We start from the raw sequence: 18446 nt of genomic DNA, 5'->3' as shown, positions 1-18446 counted from the left end.
CCTTCCCCATCGCATGGAAAAAGCCGCCACCGTCCCGATGCGCCGCCCGCCGGCCAGCGCCAAATCCGAACAGCGCATCCGCGACATCCTGCGCGTCGCCCGCCAGGTCTTTTCCGAAGCCGGCTTCCAGGCCGCCACCACCACCGAGATCGCGCAGCGCCTGGGCGTGTCCGAGGCCACGGTGTTCACCTATTTCGGCGGCAAGCGCGAACTCTGCGTGCGGGTGATCAGCGACTGGTACGACGAAATCATCGCCAAGGTCGAGGACAACCTGCCCCACGTGCATGGCGCGCGGGCCCAGCTGCATTACCTGGTACATGCGCACCTGCGCCACCTGCTGGCCGAAGGCACCGGGCTGTGCGCCTTCATCCTGTCTGAGGGACGCGCGCGCAACGACGACTTCGGCGAGGTCTACGCGCAATTGCAGCGCCGCTACACCGCGCCGCTGATGCGCATCCTGGCCCAGGGCCAGGCTGACGGCGACATCCGCCGCGACATGCCGCTGCGCCTCTTGCGCTCGGCGGTCTACGGGCCGATGGAGCATGTGCTGTGGGACGCCATCCTGCGCGGCGCGCGGGTGGACGTGGCCGCCACCGCTGACCAGCTGGTCGGCTTTCTGTGGCAGGCGCTGCAGCCGCCCGCGCAGGACGCGCTGGCGCTGGCGCAGTTCCGCGGCGACGTGCGGGATGCCCTGCATCGGCTTCAATCGTCGGAAAACAAGGACGGCGGCTCGTACTGAGGAAAGCCGTTGTAGGCCTCGCCCCGCTCGGCGGGCGCCAGGCTCCAGGAATGGCGGGCGTTGGGCACGCCGCCATCCACCCGGATGACGCTGCCGTTGATGAAGGCCGCGGCCGGCGACAGCAGGAACACTACCGCCGCCGCCAGCTCGGCTTCGGTGCCGAAGCGCTGCAGCGGCACTTTCGTTTTCAATTCGCGCAGCACGGCGCGGTAATCCTCGTCGTAGCTGTCCATGCCGCTGGAGGCGATCCAGCCCGGCGCCACCGCGTTGACGCGCACGCCCGCATGGGCCCATTCGCAGGCGGCGGTTTCGGTCAGGTTCCAGACACCGGCGCGCGCCGCGCCCGAATGCCCCATGCCCGGCATGCCGCCCCAGATGTCGGCCAACATATTGACGATGGCGCCGCCATGCTGGCGCATGTGCTGGGTATAGACCTCGCGCGACATCAGGAAGGTGCCGTGCAGATTGTTCTGCACCACCGCGTTCCAGCCGTTGTAGCTGATGCGGTCCAGCGGCGCGGGGAACTGCCCGCCCGCGCAATTGAACAGGCCGTCAATGGCGCCGTGGCGCGCCAGCACATCAGAAACCGCGCCGCGCACGCCGGCTTCGTCGCGGATGTCGCAGGCGTGCAGGCTGATGCGGCCGGCGGCTTCCGGATAAATCCGGGAAATCTCGTCCTGCGCCGCCTGCAGCTTGTCCAGCTTGCGCCCCGCCAGCGCCAGGCCGGCGCCCAGCGACGCCAGCTCGTGCGCGGTGCAGCGGCCCAGGCCGCTGCCGCCCCCCGTCACCAGGATGGTCTTGCCCTCATAGAGGCCCGGCCGGAATACCGACGCGTAGCGCTGGCCGCCGGCCGCGCTGCCTGGGTGCTGGCTCATGTCTCGCTCCATTATTTTTTTGAGGATAACTCAATATTTATCCCGATTCGATGGCTGAGACAGAATTTTCAACCTAGAATCGAGCGCTAGTCCCGTTGCTTTGTTGAGCCTGAATCAAGAAAACTGGAGACCAGGAATGACCACGCCCGCCCCGCTGGACGTCGCCCACGACGGCCCCATCGCCCGCCTGACGCTGAATCGCCCCGAGATGCGCAACGCGTTCGACGACACGCTGATCGCCGCCCTGACCAGCGCCGTGCAGGCGGCGGTGGACGATCCGGCCGTGCGCGTGCTGCTGCTGACCGGCGCGGGCAAGGCCTTCTGCGCGGGCGGCGACCTGAACTGGATGCGCAAGATGGCCACGCTGACCGACGCCGAGAACCGCGCCGACGCGACCAAGTTGGCCAGCATGCTGCACGCGATCTGGTCCTGCCCCAAGCCGGTGGTGGCCTGCGTCAACGGCGACGCCTATGCCGGCGGCATGGGCCTGGTGTCGGCCTGCGACATCGCCATCGCCGCGGACAGCGCGCACTTCTGCCTGTCGGAAACCCGGCTGGGGCTGCTACCCGCCACGATCAGCCCCTATGTGCTGCGCGCCATGGGCGAGCGCGCGGCCAACCGTTACTTCCTGACCGCCGAACGCTTCGACGCGGCGACCGCTTTCCGGCTGGGCCTGGTGCACGACATCGCGCCCCTGGCCGAGCTGCCGCAGCGCGCCGAGGCGCTGTGCCTCGCCCTGTGCGACAACGGCCCCGGCGCGGTGCAGGCCAGCAAGCGGCTGGTGCGCGACTTCGCCGGCCAGGACATCGACGCCGCGCTCATCGCCGACACGGTGGAACGCATCGCGGCCGTGCGCAGCACGGACGAAGCGCGCGAAGGCGTCAGCGCCTTCCTGGAAAAGCGCGAACCCGCCTGGCGCGCGAAGCGCTAGGCGCCCAGCCGTTCGGCCATGAAATCGACGAAGGCCCGCAGCTTGGGCAGCGGATGCCTGCTGTCCGGCCACAGCACGGAAAAACGGCCGTCTGCATCGAGACAGTCGTCCAACACGGTGGCGAGACGGCCTTCGTCCAAGGCCGCCCGCAGCGCGAAATCAGGCAGGTAGGCCAGGCCCAACCCAGCTTGGGCCGCGCCGATCAACGCCTCCACGCTGTTGAAGCTCAGCGCCGCCGGCGCGGGCGCGACAGGGCCGTCGCGGAACTGCCATGGCTGTACCTGGCTCGTGCCCGGATAGCGATAGGCCAGCCTGGCATGGCCGTCCAGGTCGCCCGGCGCTCGCGGCCTGCCGCGGGCGGCCAGATAGGCGGGCGCGCCCGCCACCACGAAGCGATAAGGCCGCAGCGGCCGCGCCCGCAAGCGCGAATCGGCGAACTCCCCGCTGCGTATCACCGCATCCAACCCCTCGCCGATGACATCGACGATGCGGTCGTTGAAATCCAGCTCCAGCTCGATCTCCGGATAGCGGCGGGTGAACTCGGGCAGCAGCGGCAGCAGCAGGCGGTAGCCGATGGCCGGCACGCTGACCCGCAGCCGGCCGCGCGGCGCCTCGCGGCCCCGGGTTACCTCGGCCTCGGCCTCATCCAGTTCGTTCACGATGCGCAGGCAGCGCTCCAGGTAGAGCGCGCCCTCCTCGGTCAGGCTGATGCGCCGCGTGCTGCGGTTGAGCAGGCGCACGCCCAGCCTGTCCTCCAGCCGCGCCACGCTCTTGCCCACGGCCGAGGCCGACAGGCCCAGATGCTCCGCGGCCGCGACATAGCTGCCGCGCTGGGCGGCGTGGACGAAGGCGTGTATTCCGTTCAGGCTGTCCATTTCCGCCCCATTAAGGAATATTTATCCGCTCAGACAGGATATCTGCGGTATTTCTGTTTCATTGACGCAATTTTATCCTTCATCGACGCCTATCCCGGCTATTCCAACCTGATTCGTCGATGCCTTCCTCTGCCTCTGTTCCCGTTTCCCCGGGCTGGACCGTGCTTGCCGTCTGCACGGCCGCCCTCATCCTGCCCTTGAGCTTTTCTGGCGGCGCCATCGCCACGCCCGCCATCGGCCGCGACCTGGGCGGCGGCGCCCAGGCGCTCGGCTGGATCACCAACGCCTTCATGCTGAGCTTCGGCAGCCTGCTGATGGCGGCCGGCACGCTGGCCGACGCCTATGGCCGCAAGCGCCTGTTCGTGTCCGGCGTGGCCTTGTTCGTGCTGGTATCGGTTGCGCTGGCGCTCGCACCCACGGTGGCCTGGCTGGACGGCCTGCGCGCGCTGCAAGGCGCGGGCGCCGCCGCGGCCCTGGCCGGCGGCTCGGCGTCCCTGGCCCACGCCTGCCCGGGTCCGGCGCGCACCCGCGCCTTCGGCGTGCTCGGCGCCAGTTTCGGCGCGGGCCTGGCGCTGGGACCGATGCTGGCCGGACTGCTGATCGACAGCCTGGGTTGGCGCGCGGTCTTCCTGTCGAGCGCCGCGGTCGGCGCGCTGGCGCTGGCCCTCGCCCTGCCCCGGATGCAGGAATCGCGGGACCCGCAAGCAGGCCCGCTGGACTGGGCCGGCAGCCTGGCCTTCACCTGCGCGCTGGCGCTATTGACCTGGGGCATCCTGGAAACACCCGCCGCGCGCGGCGCGTCGGCGCTGGCCTGGAAACTGCTGACCGCCGCGGCGCTGTGCCTGCTGGCCTTCGTGGCGATAGAGCGGCGCGTGCGCCGGCCGATGCTGGACCTGGCGCTCTTGCGCTATCCGCGCTTTGTGGGCGTGCAGATGCTGCCCGTGGCGACCTGCTATTGCTATGTGGTGCTGCTGGTGCTGCTGCCGATCCGTTTCATCGGCATCGAGGGGCGCGGCGAAGCCGGCGCGGGACTGGCGATGGCGGCCCTGTCCGCGCCGCTGCTCTTCATGCCGGCGGTGGCCGTCTGGACCACGCGCTGGATGAGCGCGGGCCGCAGTTGCGCACTGGGCCTGCTTGCCGCCGCCCTGGGCCTGTATTGGCTCAGCCGCATCGACGTCGCGCAGCCGGCCCAGGCCGCGCTCTGGCCCATGCTGCTGATCGGCGCCGGCACCGGCCTGCCCTGGGGCCTTATGGACGGCCTCTCGATGAGCGTCGCGCCGCCCGAGCGCGCAGGCATGGCCGCCGGCATCTTCAGCACCACCCGCGTGGCCGGAGAAGGCATCGCGCTGGCCAGCGTCAACGCCTTGCTGAGCTTGCTGATCGCCCATCGGCTCGGCGCGGATCCCGGCCCCGCCGCGCAATACCTCGCGGCCGGCGACATGGCGCAGGCCCTGGCCCACCTGCCCGGCGCGGGCCCGGCGCTGCTGCGCCAGGCTTATGACGACGCCTTCCGCCAACTGCCGCACGCGCTGGTCGCGATCACCCTGGCCTGCGCTGCGGTGGTGGCGCTGTTCCTGGATGCCCCGCGCAGCCAGACGCTGCAGACACGCATGCCATAATTCCAGGCGCAATTTCAGGAAGTCTCATGCCACACGCTTTTCCTCCCCTGAACGCCGAGCGCCTCTGGGCCCGCGTCGAAACCCTTTCCCGATACACGCTGCCCGACGTCCCCTGGACGCGCCGCGCGTTCTCGCCGCTGTTCGACGAAGCCCGCGCCTGGCTGCGCGGCGAATTCGAAGCCGCGGGCCTCTCGACCCGCCTGGACGCCGGCGGCAACCTGGTCGGCACGCTGGCCGGGCGCGATCCGGCGCGCCAGCCCATCGCCACCGGCTCGCACTGCGACACCGTCATGGCCGGCGGCCGGTTCGACGGCATCATCGGCGTGCTGGCCGGCATCGAAGTGGCCCACAGCCTGCGCGAGCAAGGCGTGCAGCTGGAGCACCCTTTCGAGGTCATCGACTTCCTGTCCGAAGAGCCCAGCGACTACGGCATTTCCTGCGTCGGCAGCCGCGCTCTCTGCGGCCAGTTGACGCCCGACATGCTGCAGGCCCGCAACCCCGATGGCGAAACGCTGGCGGCTGGCATTGCCCGCATCGGCGGCGACCCCTCGGCGCTGGGCGCGCCGCTGCGCGGCCCAGGCGGCACTGCCGCCTTCGTCGAACTGCATATCGAACAAGGCCCGGTGCTGGAAAGCCGCGGCCTGCCCATCGGCGTGGTCACCAACATCGTCGGCATCCGCCGCGTGCAGATCACGGTGGAAGGCCAGCCCGACCATGCCGGCACCACGCCCATGGACATCCGCCGCGACGCCCTGGTGGGCGCGGCCCGCATTATCGACGCGGCCAACCGCCAGGCCAGCGCCGCCAGCGGCAATCCGCATTACGTGGTCGCCACCGTGGGCCGCCTGTCGATGACGCCCAACGCCGCCAACGCGGTGCCGGGGCGCGTCGAACTGACGCTGGAAATGCGCAGCGACAGCGATGCCGTGCTGGATGCGTTTCCGGAAACCTTGATGGCAGGCGTGGCGGGCGATCTCAAGGCGCTGCGCCTGACCGCCAGCTTCACGCAACTGAGCCGCGCCCGTCCCACCGACTGCACGCCGCTGGTGATGGACGCGGTGCAGGCCGCCGCGGATCAGTTGGGCTATGCCTCGATGCGCCTGCCCAGCGGCGCCGGACACGACGCGGTCTACATGGCGCCCACCGGTCCCATCGGCATGATCTTCATCCCCTGCCTGAACGGCCGCAGCCACTGCCCGGAAGAGTGGATCGAGCCCTCGCAATTGCTGGACGGCACCCGCGTGCTGTACCAGTCGGTGCTGGAACTGGACCGAAAACTGCGCGCCGCCTGAACACGGGGCGTCCCCTCCAGGCCCGCGGGTATCTCCCGCCCGCGGGCGCCGCGCTGCCATAATGGGCGCCTCGCGCCGCAACCGGCGCCCCCTGCGCAGCCCTGCCCCCCATGGAACAGATAGAACTCAACGACAGCACCGCCGACCGCTACCTGCTGGACGCGCCCGGCCTGTCCCTGCTGGTCTTCCACAGCCGCACCTGCGGCACCTGCCGCATCGCCCGCGAACAACTGCCGCAGCTGGAGCTGCCCGTGGAACGCGTGTGCTGGGTCGACGCCGGCGACAACCGCGGCATGGTCGAGCGCTACGAGGTCTTCCACCTGCCCGCCATGTTCGTGACTCGCGACGGCGCCTTCTTCGGCCCGGTCCAATCGACCCTGGCGGAATGGGACCTGCGCCAGCAGATCGGCCTGGCCCTGGACAGCTACCCCGCCGAACTGCCGTGAACGGCCCCAAACCCTTGCGCCAGCCGCTGGACGGACTGGCCACCGGCGCCATGCTGCTGTTGTGCGTCTGCTGGGGCTTCCAGCAGATCGCCATCAAACTGGTGGCCGCGGACGTCTCGCCCATCATGCAGATCGGACTGCGCTCGGCCTTCGCGGCGCTGGTGCTGGCGGTGGCCGTGTGGCGGCGCGAAGGCCTGCGCGCCTTCACCGATGGCACGGCGCTGCCCGGCTTGATCGTGGGCCTGCTGTTCGCCGGAGAATTCCTGTTCGTGGCGCAAGGCCTGGTCTACACCACGGCCTCGCACATGTCGGTGTTCCTGTACACCGCGCCCATCTTCGCTGCGCTGGGGCTGCACTGGCTGCTGCCCGAGGAGCGCCTGAAGCCGCTGCAGTGGCTGGGCGTGGTCATCGCCTTTTGCGGCATCGCCGTGGCCTTCCTGGGCAAGGGCCAGCCCGCAGGCTCCGCCGCCGCTCCGAACATGCTGCTGGGCGACGCGATGGGACTGCTGGCAGGCCTGTTCTGGGGCGCCACCACGGTGGCGATCCGCAAGACCTCGCTGTCGGAAGCCGCGCCCGCCAAGACGCTGTTCTACCAGATGGCGGTCGCGGCCATCACCCTGCTGGCATTCGCGGCGGCCACCGGCAACGCCGGCTTCCGCTACACGCAGGCGGCAGTGCTCAGCGTCGCCTTCCAGTCGGTGGTCGTGGCTCTATCCAGCTACCTGGCGTGGTTCTGGCTGCTGCGCCGCTACCTGGCCTCGCGCCTGTCCATCCTGTCGTTCATGACGCCGCTGTTCGGCGTGAGTTTCGGCGTGATCATCCTGGACGAGCCGCTGGACGGCGGCTTCGTGCTGGGCGCCCTGCTGGTGCTGGCCGGCATCACCCTGGTCAGCGGCGCCGAACTGCTGCGCGAGAAGTTGCGGCGCACCCGCTGAGCCGCCCGTGCTTATGGCCTGGTTCGCGGCGCCGGCGCGGCGCCCAGATTCAGCACGATCAGCGCCGCCCCGCCCAGCACCAGGGCAAAGCCCCACCAGTCCAGGGCGGCGGGTCGGTCGCCTACCAGCGCCATCGCGCCCAACACGCCCACCACCGGCACCATCAATGTGGTCAGCGCCGCCACCGTGGCGCTGACGCGCTCGCTCAGCACGAACCAGAGCCAGTACGCGACGGCAGTACCCAAGATGATGTGGAATGACAGCGCCGCCACCACGCGGCCGTTCCAGCCCTGCGTGGGAAACGATTCGCCCGCGATCAGCATGCCGCCCAGGGCGCAGGCCGCGCCCACCGCCAACTGCCAGGCGGTGACGACGATGCGGTCGCCGGCCACCGGCCAGCCCTTCAGGTAGACCGTGCCCGCGGCCCAGCCGAAGGCCGCCACCAGCGGAAACACCAGGCCCTTGGCCGCGGCGGCGTCGTGCTCGCCGAAGACCGCGCGCAGCACCGGCCAGGCCAGGATGGAGACCCCGGCCGCGCCCAGCAGCAAGGCCAGCGCCCGGCGCCGGTCCAGCCGTTCGCCCAGCACCGCCCAGGCCAGCACGGCCGACATCATCGGCATGGTGAAAGTCAGCACCGCCGCGCGCGAGGTGCTGGTGCTGAGCTGCGCCCAGGCCACCAGCAGATTGAAGGCGGCAACGGCAAGCAGGCCGCCCACGACGATGCCCCGCCACGACTCGCGCGGCGGCAACAGCGGCACCCGCTTGGCGCGCGCCAGCAGCAACAGCAGCACCGCGCCGCTGCCCAGGCCGAGCAGGCGCAAGGTGAACGGCGGGAAGATCGACAGGATGATCTTCACCGCCGGCCAGTTCAGGCCCCAGAACAGGGCCAGCGCCACCGGGATCAGGCGCACGCGGCGCGCGCCTCTGCCGTCAGTTCGGACAGGCCCTGCCGCTGCCGGCCTTGCGCATCGAAATTGTCCGGGCTCAGCCAGCGTTCATAGGCGGCGCGCAGCGCGGGCCAGTCGCCGTCGACCATGGCGAACCAGGCCGTGTCGCGGCTGCGGCCCTTGTACACCGTGGCCTGGCGAAAGATGCCTTCGAACTCGAAACCCAGGCGGGCAGCGGCCGCGCGCGACGGCGCGTTCAGGCTGTCGCACTTCCATTCGTAGCGGCGGTAGCCCAGCTCGTCGAAGGCGCGGCTCATCAGCAGGAACTGGGCCTCGGTGGCGATGCGGGTGCGCTTGAGCTGGCGCGAGAACGACACGAAGCCGACCTCGATCGCGCCGTTGGCCGGGTCGATGCGCATCAGCGCCAGCGTGCCGATGGCGCGGCCCGTTTCCAGGTCGATGATGGCGTGGTGCAAGGGGTCGTTGCCGGCCTGCGCCTTCTCGGCGAACTGGCGATAGGCCGCCAGGTCCGCGAAAGGTCCCACCGACATATAGGTCCAGTCGCTGTCGTCCGGCGCCTGGCTGAATGCCTGGTACAGGTCCTCGGCGTGGCGCTCGGCCGACAGCGGCTCCAGCCGGCAATAGCGGCCGGTGATGGGCGTCAGGGGCGGACGCGGACGCGTGGTCCAGCCCGTCATGTCCGGGCCGATGGGTTGCTGGTAAGCGTTGACGCGGGGTTGCATGCTACGGGGCCTCATCAGGGTTGGGGCGCCGCCGGCTCGGGCGGACGCAATACGCATGCCCTCACGATATCGGAATCGTGGCATGATAAAAAGCACCACGATTCCATATTTTAATAGGGCCATGACCGCCACCACCGCCCTGCTTTCCAGCCCGCTCACGCGCGGCCCCGGCGCCCTGCCGCGCCAACGCCAACTGATCCAGCGCCTCAAGCAGGCCATCCTGGCAGGCCAGTTGCCCGCGGGCGGCAAGCTGCCCTCGTCGCGCGCCCTGTCCGAGGACCTGGACATCTCGCGCAACACGGTGCTGATCGCCTACGAACAGCTCACGGCCGAAGGCTACGTGATCGCCGACCGCCAGGGCACGCGGGTAGCCCCCCTGTCGGCCGCCGCGGCCATCGCCGCCAAACGCGCGGCCCCGCCCACCGCGCAGCCTACCCTCACGGCCAAGCGGCTGACGCGCATCGTCTCCACGCGCTACGCCCACGACGGCTCGCTGCCCATGACGCCCGGCACGCCGGCGCTGACGCAGTTCCCCATCAATGCCTGGCGCCGCGCCCAGGACCGCGCATTGCAAGCCGCCCCGGCCACCGCGCTGGGCTATGGCCATCCCGTGGGCGAGCCCGCCCTGCGCGAAGCCATCGCCCAGTACCTGCGCGTGTCCCGCGGCGTGCGCTGCGACGCCTCGCGCATCGTCATCACCGAAGGCGCCCAGGGCGCGCTGGCGCTCTGCGTGCAGCTCCTGACCAATCCCGGCGACACCGCCTGGCTGGAAGACCCCGGCTACCGCGGCGCCAAATCGGCCTTCCACGGCGGCGACCTGGACGTGGTGGCCATGCGCGTGGACGCGGACGGCATCGTGATCCCCGAAAGCGCCTGGCAGGAACGTCCGCCCCGCCTCATCCAGACCACGCCGTCGCACCAGTACCCCACCGGTGCGGTGCTGTCCCTGCCGCGCCGCCTGGGCCTGATCGAACGCGCCCGCCAGGCCGGCGCCTGGATCATCGAAGACGACTACGACAGCGAATTCCGCCATCAAGGCGAACCGATAGCCGCGATGCAGGGCCTGGTCGAAGACGCGCCGGTGCTCTACGTGGGCACGTTCAGCAAAACCATGTTCCCGGCGCTGCGCCTGGGTTTCGTGGTGCTGCCCGAAGCCATCGCCGCGCAGGCAATGCCGTCCATCATCGAGATGCTGCGCGGCGGCCACCGGCTGGAACAGCTGACCATGGCCGCCTTCATGGAAAACGGCCAGTTCTCGCGCCACCTGGGCCGCATGCGGCGCCTGTACCGCGAACGCCAGGGAGCGTTGCGCGAGGCGCTGGCGGCGCATCTGGGGATCGAACACGAGGTGCTGGGCGGACATTCCGGGCTGCATCTGACGGTGCGGCTGCCTGCGGCGTATCCCGACCGCGAGATCGTGGAGGAGGCGCGCAAGATCGGCATGAATCCGGGCGCGTTGTCGTCATTCGCGGTAGCGGCGCGGGCGGAAGATAACGGGCTGGTGATCGGGTATGGGAATACGGGGGCCGAGCGGTTTCCGGCGTTGGTGCAGAGGTTACGGAAGGTGGTGCTGGCGGCGCGGCAGGCTTCGTAGGTCAGCCAGCGATTCTAGGCCGCTACCGCAGCACTTCGTAGGTCGCCCATCGGCGCGGGCGGCGAGGCGGCTCGCGCCCACGATTGCGGTCCGGAGCCTTCGCTCCGGACTGCCCCGTCGTCATCCTCGTCCTCGCCTTCGGCGACTCCTACGGATTCCCTCGGGCGCATCGAGGTTGCGAGCCGCCTCGCCGCCCGCGCCGCTGGGCTGCCGCTGTCTTGGCTTGCTGCGCTGCTAGAGCCGTGGTCAGGGACGAGTCGTGGGCTGCCCGTATTAGTCGGCCGCCCGGGCGGCCGACTAATACATACGCGATTCATAAAATCTCGATAGTGTTCGCTGCGCGAAGGCCGCGACAGCGCATCAATCGGGCTGCCATTGTCTTGGCTTGTAGTGCCGCTGGAGCCGTGGTCAGGGGCGAGTCGTGCGCTGCCCGTATTAATCGGCCGCCCGGGCGGCCGATTAATACATACGCGATTTATAAAATTCCTATAGTGCTCGCTACGCGAATACGGCGCATCGTCTGCCCATGCACCGCCTCTTTTAAGGAACCGGTGACAAACAGCGCGCAGCGCCATCACTCGCCGCAAGACACCGCGTAAGCTCCCAAAGGCCGCCCGCGCGGCCGGCCGGGAGCGGGCCCCGCAAGACCTTCGCCACACCCCACCGATGGCAAGCACGCCAAGCACACCGCCCGCCCCAGGCCCACGCCGCGGCTGGCGCCTAAAGCAGAAAAACACCCGCAAACCGCAACACAACAAAACCCATCAATTAATCAACCCGCCCAACACCAACACCGCCAAAAACCCCCAAACCAAAACCCCCAACAAACTCCGCCTCAACAACGCCTTGACCGCCGCCCAAAGCAGCATCAACCCAATAGCCAACACCACCAGATTGAACACCGACGGACTCATCCCCATCGCGCCCGACAGGCCCGCGTAGAAGTCGCCCAGCGCGCTGCCTACGCCGCCCAGCAGCCACTTCAGCCCGGCGACGACGCTGCGCAGCGCCTCGCCCAGCATGCCGCCCAATGACGCGAAGAAGCCGTCCTCGGACTGCATCAGCGGCGGTTGTCCATCAGCATGCGCACCGCCAATCCGGCCAGCACCGTCCCCATCAGCCAGCGCTGCACCACCATCCACAAGGGACGGCCCGCCAGGAACCCGGCGATGGAACCCGCCATGATGGCGATCAGCGCATTGACCGTCAGGCTGATGGCGACCTGCGTCATGCCCAGCGCTAGCGACTGCGTGAACACGCTGCCGCGCTCGGGTTGGATGAACTGCGGCAGCAGCGACACATACATGATCGCGATCTTGGGATTGAGCAGGTTGGTCACCAGCCCCATCGTGAACAGCGTGCGCGGGCTGCTTTTGGGCAGCTCGCGCACCTGGAACGGCGAACGCCCGCCCGGACGCAGCGCCTGCCAGGCCATGTAGAGCAGGTACAGCGCGCCGCCGATGCGCAGCGCGTCGTAGGCGTAAGGCACTGCCATCAGCAGCGCCGTGATGCCGAACGCGGCGCAGAGCACGTAGAAGATGAAGCCGACCGCCACGCCCCCCAGCGAAATCAGGCCCGCCTGCGCGCCTTGCGAAATGGAACGGGAAACCAGGTAGATCATGTTGGGCCCGGGCGTGAGCACCATGCCCAGGGCAACCAGGGCGAACGTCATCAAATGGGTAAAGTCGGGCATGATGGGCCGGCGCGGGGCCGCGCGGAAAGTGGCAAGGTGAATCCACACCTTAGCGCAAAACTGTATCGGAACAGCGAACTTCCGCAGCGGGGTTTGCGGACAAGTGGCGCCGGCGATACAGTTGTCCGGTTCCCACGCCTGGAGGGCCGGACATGCCGCAAGCGCATCCTCATCCGAAAGACGGCGCCATCCGCATCGGTATCGGCGGCTGGACCTATGCCCCCTGGCGTGGCGTCTTCTACCCCGAAAACCTGCCGCACGCGCGCGAACTGGAATACGCCAGCAGCCAGCTCAGCGCCATCGAGATCAATGGCACCTACTACAGCACCCAGAAGCCGGCCACCTTCGCCAAATGGCGCGATGAAACGCCAGAAGGCTTCGTGTTTTCGCTGAAGGCTTCGCGCTACGCGACCAACCGCCGCGAACTGGCGGGCGCCAAAGACTCGATCCACCGCTTCGTGCACAGCGGCATCGCCGAGCTAGGCCCCAAGCTGGGGCCCATCGTCTGGCAGTTCGCGCCGACCAAGGTCTTTGACGCGGACGACTTCGGCGCCTTCCTTGCGCTGCTGCCGGAGAAGGTCGACGGCCTGCCGCTGCGGCACGTGCTGGACGTGCGCCATGCCAGCTTCGCCTGCGAGGAATATCTGGAGCTGGCTCGGCGCCACGGCGCGGCCACGGTCTACACGGACAGCGAGGACTACCCGTCCATCGCCGACCGCACGGCCGATTTCGTGTACGCGCGGCTGATGCGCGCCAGCGCGGCCTACAAGGCGGGCTATGCGCCCAAGGCGTTGGACGCCTGGGCGGAGCGCCTGCGCGGCTGGGCGCGCGGGACGCATCCGGCCGACTTGCCACTGGCCGGCGCCCCGTCCAAGAAGGCTCGGCCTGGAGACGTCTTTGCCTTTTTCATCAATGGCGCGAAGGAACGCGCGCCGATGGCGGCGCGCGCCATGATCGAACGCCTGTAGCGCGCCCCGTCTTACTGGGCGACGGGCGTGCGCAGGGTCACGAACTCTTCGGCCGCCGTGGGATGGATGCCGATGGTTTCGTCGAACACCTGCTTGGTCGCGCCGGCCTTCAGCGCAATCGCGATGCCCTGCACGATCTCGCCCGCGTCCGGGCCAACCATGTGCACGCCCAGCACGCGGTCGGTCTTGGCGTCCACGATCAGCTTCATCAGCGTCTTTTCCTGCGACTCGGTCAAGGTCAGCTTCATGGGCCGGAAGCGGCTCTCGAACAGCTTGACCTCGTGGCCGGCGGCGCGCGCTTCTTCCGTCGTCATGCCCACCGTGCCGATGTTGGGCAGGCTGAACACCGCCGTCGGGATCAGCTGGTAGTCGACCTTGCGGTATTCCTCGGGCCGGAACAGGCGCCGCGCCACCGCCATGCCTTCGGCCAGCGCGACCGGCGTCAGCGGCACCCGGCCTATCACGTCGCCGATGGCCAGGATGGAAGGCTCGGCCGTGCGGTACTCGTCGTCCACCTCGATGAAGCCGCCCTTGCCCAGCTTGACCGCGGTGTTCTCCAGCCCCAGGTTGTCCAGCATGGGCCGGCGGCCGGTGGCGTAGAACACGCAGTCGGCCTCGATCACGGAGCCGTCCTTCAGCGTGGCGGCGAGCGTGCCGTCGGCCTGCTTGTCGATGCGGGTCACTTCCGAGTTGAAGCGCAGGTCGATGCCCTTCTTGGTCAGCTCGTCGCGCAGATGCTCGCGCACGCCCTGGTCGAAGCCGCGCAGGAACAGCGGGCCGCGGTAGACCTGCGTGGTCTGCGCGCCCATGCCATTGAAAATGGAGGCGAATTCCACCGCGATATAGCCGCCGCCCACCACCAGCACGCGGCGCGGCAGTTGCTTCAGGAAAAAGGCCTCGTTCGAGGTGGTGGCGTGTTCCTTGCCCGGAATGTCCGGCACCTGGGGCCAGCCGCCGGTCGCCACCAGAATGTTGGCGGTGCTGTAGGACTTGCCGTTGATCTCGACCGTATGGGGATCCACGATGCGGGCATGGCCTTCCAGCAGGGTCACGCCGCTATTGACCAGCAAATTGCGGTAAATGCCGTTAAGACGTTCGATTTCCCGATTCTTGTTCGCGATCAGCGTGGGCCAGTCAAAGCGGGCTTCGCCGGCGTTCCAGCCGAAGCCGCGCGCCTGCTCGAAGTCTTCGCTGTAGTGGGCGCCATAGACCAGCAGCTTCTTGGGCACGCAGCCCACGTTGACGCAGGTGCCGCCCAGGTAGCGGCTTTCCGCCACCGCCACGCGCGCGCCGAAGCTGGCCGCGAAACGCGCCGCACGCACGCCGCCAGAACCCGCGCCGATCACAAACAGATCAAAATCGAATGCCATGGTGTTTCCTTCGCGTCGCCTTGCGGCGCCGCGCTCACTGTCCGGGAAAGCTGTATTTAACACCACCCGGCGTTCGTGCCCGTCCGGGCGCGGTTTGCAGGCGGCTGCGATTGCTATACAGTTTGCCGCAGGCTGGCCGCCGCGCGCAGCCCCACCCCTGGAGCAGATCCCATGTCGCTTGAAACCTGGCTGGCTTTTCTGGGCGCGTCCGCCCTCCTCGTGATGTTGCCCGGGCCCACGATACTCACCGTCATCAGCTACTCCATCGCGCAAGGCCGCCGCGCGCGCCTGCCGCTGGTGCTGGCGGTGGCGCTGGGCGACTCCACCGCCCTGCTGCTGTCGCTGCTGGGCCTGGGCGCCCTGCTGACGACGTCGGCGTTCTGGTTCACGGTGGTCAAAGTCGTGGGCGGCCTGTATCTGCTGTACCTGGGCTTCAAGCTGCTGCGCGCCGGCGTCTCGCCCGCGACCTTGCCGGCCGCGACCGCGTCGGGTTCGCGCTGGAAGCTGTTCGCCAACACCTATCTGGTGACGGCGCTGAATCCCAAGGGCATCATCTTCTTCGTGGCCTTCCTGCCGCAGTTCATCGACCCGGCGGGCGACGTGACGCGCCAGCTCTGGATCCTGTCGGCCACCTTCGTCGCCTGCGCCGGCATCAACGCCACTGCCTACGCCATCTTCGCCGGGTCCGCCCGCCGCCTGCTGGCCTCGCCGCGCGCCCAGCGCGGCTTCAACCTGGGCGGCGGCGCCCTGCTGTCCGCCGCCGGGATCTGGGCCTTGCTGGCGCGGCGCGTCTAGCCTGACTAGGGCCGCGCCGCGGACACGGCCTCTGGGTCGATGCCGTAGCGGGCGATGGCGTCCGCCGCGCACTCGTGCGGCATCAGTCCGTCGTCCGCCAGCGCTTTCAGGGCCGCCAGCGCGATGTGATGCCGGTCCACCTCGAAATAGGCCCGCAGCGCCGTCCGCGTGTCGGACCGGCCAAAGCCGTCGGTCCCCAGCGTGACGTAGCGGCGCTCCTGCATGAACGGACGTATCTGTTCGGCCACCGTTTTCATGTAGTCGGTGGCGGCCACCACCGGACCCTCGCTGTCCGCCAGCGCCGTTTCCGCGTAGCCTCGGCGCCTGTCCTCCAGCGGATGCAGGCGGCTCCAGCGTTCCGCTTCCTGGCCGTCGCGGCCCAGCTCCGAATAGCTGGTCACGCTCCAGACGTCGGCCGCCACGCCAAAGTCCTGCCGCAGCAGATCGGCCGCCGCCAGCACTTCGCCCAGGATCGCGCCGCTGCCCAGCAATTGCACCCGCAGCGCGCCGTCGCCGCCTTTGCGCAGGCGGTACAGGCCGCGCAGGATGCCCGCTTCGGCGCCCGGCGGCATGGGCGGATGCGCGGTCTTCTCGTTGAGCAGCGTCAGGTAGTAGAAGACGTCCTCTTCTTCCTGGTACATGCGGCGCATGCCGTCCTGCACGATCACCGCGATTTCATAGGCATAGGCCGGATCGTAGGCCACGCATGAGGGGATGACCGAGGCCAGCACGTGACTGTGGCCGTCGTCATGCTGCAGGCCCTCGCCCTCCAGCGTGGTGCGCCCAGACGTCGCGCCCAGCAGGAAGCCGCGCGCGCGGATGTCGCCCGCCGCCCAGGCCAGGTCGCCCACGCGCTGGAAGCCGAACATGGAATAGAAGATGTAGAACGGGATGGTGGCCACGCCGTGCGTGCTGTGCGCCGTGGCCGCCGCGATCCACGAAGACATCGCGCCCGATTCGTTGATGCCTTCCTGCAGGATCTGGCCGCGGCGGTCTTCGCGGTAGACGCTCAACTGGTCGGCGTCCTGCGGCGTGTACAGCTGCCCCACGTGCGAATAGATGCCCACCTGGCGGAACATGCCGTCCATGCCGAAGGTGCGCGACTCGTCGGGCACGATGGGCACCACCCGCTGGCCGATACCAGGATCCTTGAGCAGTTGCGCCAGCACCCGCACGAAGGCCATGGTGGTCGAGAACTCGCGTCCGTCGCTGCCCTTCAGGTGCGCGGCGAAGGCCTCCAGCGGCGGCGTGGCCAACGGGCCCGGCCCTGCCGGCCGCCGCGGCAAATGGCCGCCGGCGCGCGCGATCGCGGCATCGAAGTAGGCCCGCTCGGCGCTGCCGGGCGCGGGCTTGATGTAGGGGATCTGTTCCAGCAGATCGTCCGGCACCGGAATGGAGAAGCGGTCGCGGAACGCGCGCACGGCCGGATCCGCCATCTTCTTCTGCTGGTGGTTGGTGTTGGCGGCCTCGCCCGCCGCGCCCATGCCATAGCCCTTGACGGTCTTGGCCAGGATGACGGTGGGCTGGCCGCGGTGGGCCAGCGCCGTGGCGTAGGCGGCATAGACCTTGGCCGGATCGTGCCCGCCGCGGTTGAGCGCGCCGATTTCCTCGTCGCTCAGGTGCGCCACGCGCTCCAGCAGCACTGGATCGGCGCCGAAGAAATGTTCGCGCACATAGGCGCCGCCGCGCGCCTTGAACACCTGGTACTCGCCGTCCACGCACTGCATCATGCGCCGGCGCAGGCGGCCGTCGTGGTCCTGGGCCAGCAGCGCGTCCCAGCCTGCGCCCCAGATCACCTTGATGACGTTCCAGCCGGCGCCGCGGTACACGCTTTCCAGTTCCTGGATGATCTTGGCATTGCCGCGCACCGGGCCGTCCAGGCGCTGCAGATTGCAGTTCACCACGAAGATCAGGTTGTCCAGCTTTTCGCGGCCGGCCATCGCCACCGCCGCCAAGGTCTCGGGCTGGTCCTGTTCGCCGTCGCCCAGGAAGCCCCATACCTTGCGGCCCTGCGCGGGTATCAGTTCGCGGTCTTCCAGATAGCGCATGTAGCGCGCCTGGTAGGCCGCCATCAGCGGCCCCAGGCCCATCGACACCGTGGGGAACTGCCAGAACCCCGGCATGGTGCGCGGATGCGGATAGGACGCCAGCCCACCACCGGCCGTCTCGCGCCGGAAGCGGTCGAGCTCGACCTCGGAGATGCGGCCCTCCAGGTAGGCGCGCGCATAGATGCCCGGCGCGGAGTGCCCCTGGATGTACAGCATGTCGCCCAGGAAGTCCGGTCTGGCGGCGCGGAAGAAATGGCGAAAGCCCGTTTCGTACAGCGTGGTGGCCGAGGCATAGGTGGCGATGTGCCCGCCCACGCCCGAGGTCTTGCCCGCGCGCAGCACCATGGCCATGGCATTCCAGCGCAGATAGGCGTCCAGCCGCAGCTCGATGCCCATGTCGCCCGGAAACAGCCCCTGCTCCGCCGGCCGGATGGTGTTCACGTAGGGCGTGGAGTTAGGCGCGGCGTAGCCGCCGTGGCCGGCGCGGTCCTGGCCGATCAGCTGGTCCAGCAGATAGTGGGTGCGCGGCCGGCCTTCGTGGGCCAGCACGGCCTGCATGGCCTCCAGCCATTCCTGGGTTTCCTGCGGATCGGCGTCGGTCGGTTCTATCGGGGTATCCATGGCGTCCTCCTGGTG

Annotated in this window: 17 protein-coding genes; 9 read left to right on the top strand and 8 right to left on the bottom strand. The window is 69.0% G+C overall.

The features are described 5' to 3' along the window. Positions 1–13: 13 nt before the first annotated feature. Positions 14–739 (top strand): TetR/AcrR family transcriptional regulator, encoded by a 726-nt coding sequence (locus AXYL_RS11965; protein WP_013393049.1) that lies wholly within the window; start codon positions 14–16, stop codon positions 737–739. Here the strand turns inward: AXYL_RS11965 and AXYL_RS11960 are convergent. After that, a complete protein-coding gene (locus AXYL_RS11960; protein WP_013393048.1) occupies positions 703–1614 on the bottom strand; it encodes an SDR family oxidoreductase in 912 nt (303 codons plus the stop codon). The genes AXYL_RS11965 and AXYL_RS11960 overlap by 37 nt on opposite strands. Before the next feature lie 136 nt (positions 1615–1750). Here AXYL_RS11960 and AXYL_RS11955 point away from each other — a divergent pair, with 136 nt between their 5' ends. Continuing rightward, entirely contained in the window at positions 1751–2545 is a 795-nt protein-coding gene (locus tag AXYL_RS11955) for an enoyl-CoA hydratase/isomerase family protein (RefSeq protein ID WP_013393047.1), read from the top strand. Here AXYL_RS11955 and AXYL_RS11950 read toward each other — a convergent pair. Then, entirely contained in the window at positions 2542–3420 is an 879-nt protein-coding gene (locus AXYL_RS11950) for a LysR family transcriptional regulator (protein WP_013393046.1), read from the bottom strand. The two genes, AXYL_RS11955 and AXYL_RS11950, sit on opposite strands and share 4 nt — an antisense overlap. 119 nt (positions 3421–3539) lie before the next feature. Here AXYL_RS11950 and AXYL_RS11945 point away from each other — a divergent pair, with 119 nt between their 5' ends. The 4 genes from AXYL_RS11945 (at position 3540) to AXYL_RS11930 (ending at position 7712) form a co-directional block, all read left to right on the top strand. Next, positions 3540–5039: an MFS transporter gene (locus AXYL_RS11945; RefSeq protein ID WP_013393045.1), complete on the top strand. Its 1500-nt coding sequence runs from the start codon at positions 3540–3542 to the stop codon at positions 5037–5039. 26 nt (positions 5040–5065) lie between these two features. Further along, entirely contained in the window at positions 5066–6331 is a 1266-nt protein-coding gene (locus AXYL_RS11940) for a Zn-dependent hydrolase (RefSeq protein ID WP_013393044.1), read from the top strand. 110 nt (positions 6332–6441) lie between these two features. After that, entirely contained in the window at positions 6442–6777 is a 336-nt protein-coding gene (locus AXYL_RS11935; protein WP_013393043.1) for a thioredoxin family protein, read from the top strand. Between the two features lie 50 nt (positions 6778–6827). Continuing rightward, the gene (locus AXYL_RS11930) at positions 6828–7712 is read left to right on the top strand and encodes a DMT family transporter (protein WP_049797916.1); all 885 of its coding nucleotides are present in this window, start codon (positions 6828–6830) and stop codon (positions 7710–7712) included. Between the two features lie 11 nt (positions 7713–7723). Here the strand turns inward: AXYL_RS11930 and AXYL_RS11925 are convergent, their stop codons facing one another. Beyond that, the gene (locus tag AXYL_RS11925) at positions 7724–8623 is read right to left on the bottom strand and encodes a DMT family transporter (protein ID WP_013393041.1); all 900 of its coding nucleotides are present in this window, start codon (positions 8621–8623) and stop codon (positions 7724–7726) included. Continuing rightward, complete coding sequence (locus AXYL_RS11920) at positions 8614–9342, bottom strand: GNAT family N-acetyltransferase (protein ID WP_013393040.1); 729 nt, start codon at positions 9340–9342, stop codon at positions 8614–8616. The genes AXYL_RS11925 and AXYL_RS11920 overlap by 10 nt, the downstream gene beginning before the upstream one ends. A gap of 82 nt (positions 9343–9424) precedes the next feature. On the opposite strand from AXYL_RS11920, the gene AXYL_RS11915 reads away from it, so the two are divergent. Continuing rightward, entirely contained in the window at positions 9425–10936 is a 1512-nt protein-coding gene (locus AXYL_RS11915; RefSeq protein ID WP_013393039.1) for a PLP-dependent aminotransferase family protein, read from the top strand. A gap of 764 nt (positions 10937–11700) precedes the next feature. Here the strand turns inward: AXYL_RS11915 and AXYL_RS11910 are convergent. Then, entirely contained in the window at positions 11701–11997 is a 297-nt protein-coding gene (locus AXYL_RS11910) for a hypothetical protein (protein WP_013393038.1), read from the bottom strand. Next, complete coding sequence (locus tag AXYL_RS11905; protein WP_013393037.1) at positions 11997–12629, bottom strand: LysE family translocator; 633 nt, start codon at positions 12627–12629, stop codon at positions 11997–11999. Before AXYL_RS11905 ends, AXYL_RS11910 begins: the two co-directional genes overlap by 1 nt. Positions 12630–12781: 152 nt before the next feature. Between AXYL_RS11905 and AXYL_RS11900 the strand changes: the two genes are divergently transcribed. Beyond that, positions 12782–13597 carry a DUF72 domain-containing protein gene (locus tag AXYL_RS11900; RefSeq protein WP_013393036.1) on the top strand — a complete coding sequence of 272 codons (816 nt, stop codon included), beginning with the start codon at positions 12782–12784 and terminating at the stop codon, positions 13595–13597. An 11-nt stretch (positions 13598–13608) separates the two neighbouring features. Here the strand turns inward: AXYL_RS11900 and gorA are convergent, their stop codons facing one another. Beyond that, a complete protein-coding gene (gene gorA / locus AXYL_RS11895; RefSeq protein ID WP_013393035.1) occupies positions 13609–14967 on the bottom strand; it encodes a glutathione-disulfide reductase in 1359 nt (452 codons plus the stop codon). Between the two features lie 171 nt (positions 14968–15138). On the opposite strand from gorA, the gene AXYL_RS11890 reads away from it, so the two are divergent. Next, positions 15139–15762 carry a LysE family translocator gene (locus tag AXYL_RS11890; protein ID WP_013393034.1) on the top strand — a complete coding sequence of 208 codons (624 nt, stop codon included), beginning with the start codon at positions 15139–15141 and terminating at the stop codon, positions 15760–15762. A gap of 5 nt (positions 15763–15767) precedes the next feature. Here AXYL_RS11890 and aceE read toward each other — a convergent pair whose 3' ends face one another. After that, positions 15768–18431, bottom strand: coding sequence for a pyruvate dehydrogenase (acetyl-transferring), homodimeric type (gene aceE / locus AXYL_RS11885; protein ID WP_013393033.1), 2664 nt, complete (start codon positions 18429–18431; stop codon positions 15768–15770). Positions 18432–18446 lie beyond the last annotated feature (15 nt).

Origin of the sequence: Achromobacter xylosoxidans A8 (assembly GCF_000165835.1) — a bacterium.
Classification (GTDB): Bacteria; Pseudomonadota; Gammaproteobacteria; order Burkholderiales; family Burkholderiaceae_B; genus Achromobacter; species Achromobacter xylosoxidans_B.
The sequence above is the reverse complement of the archived record's forward strand: the minus strand, read 5'-3'. Positions and strand labels throughout refer to the sequence as shown.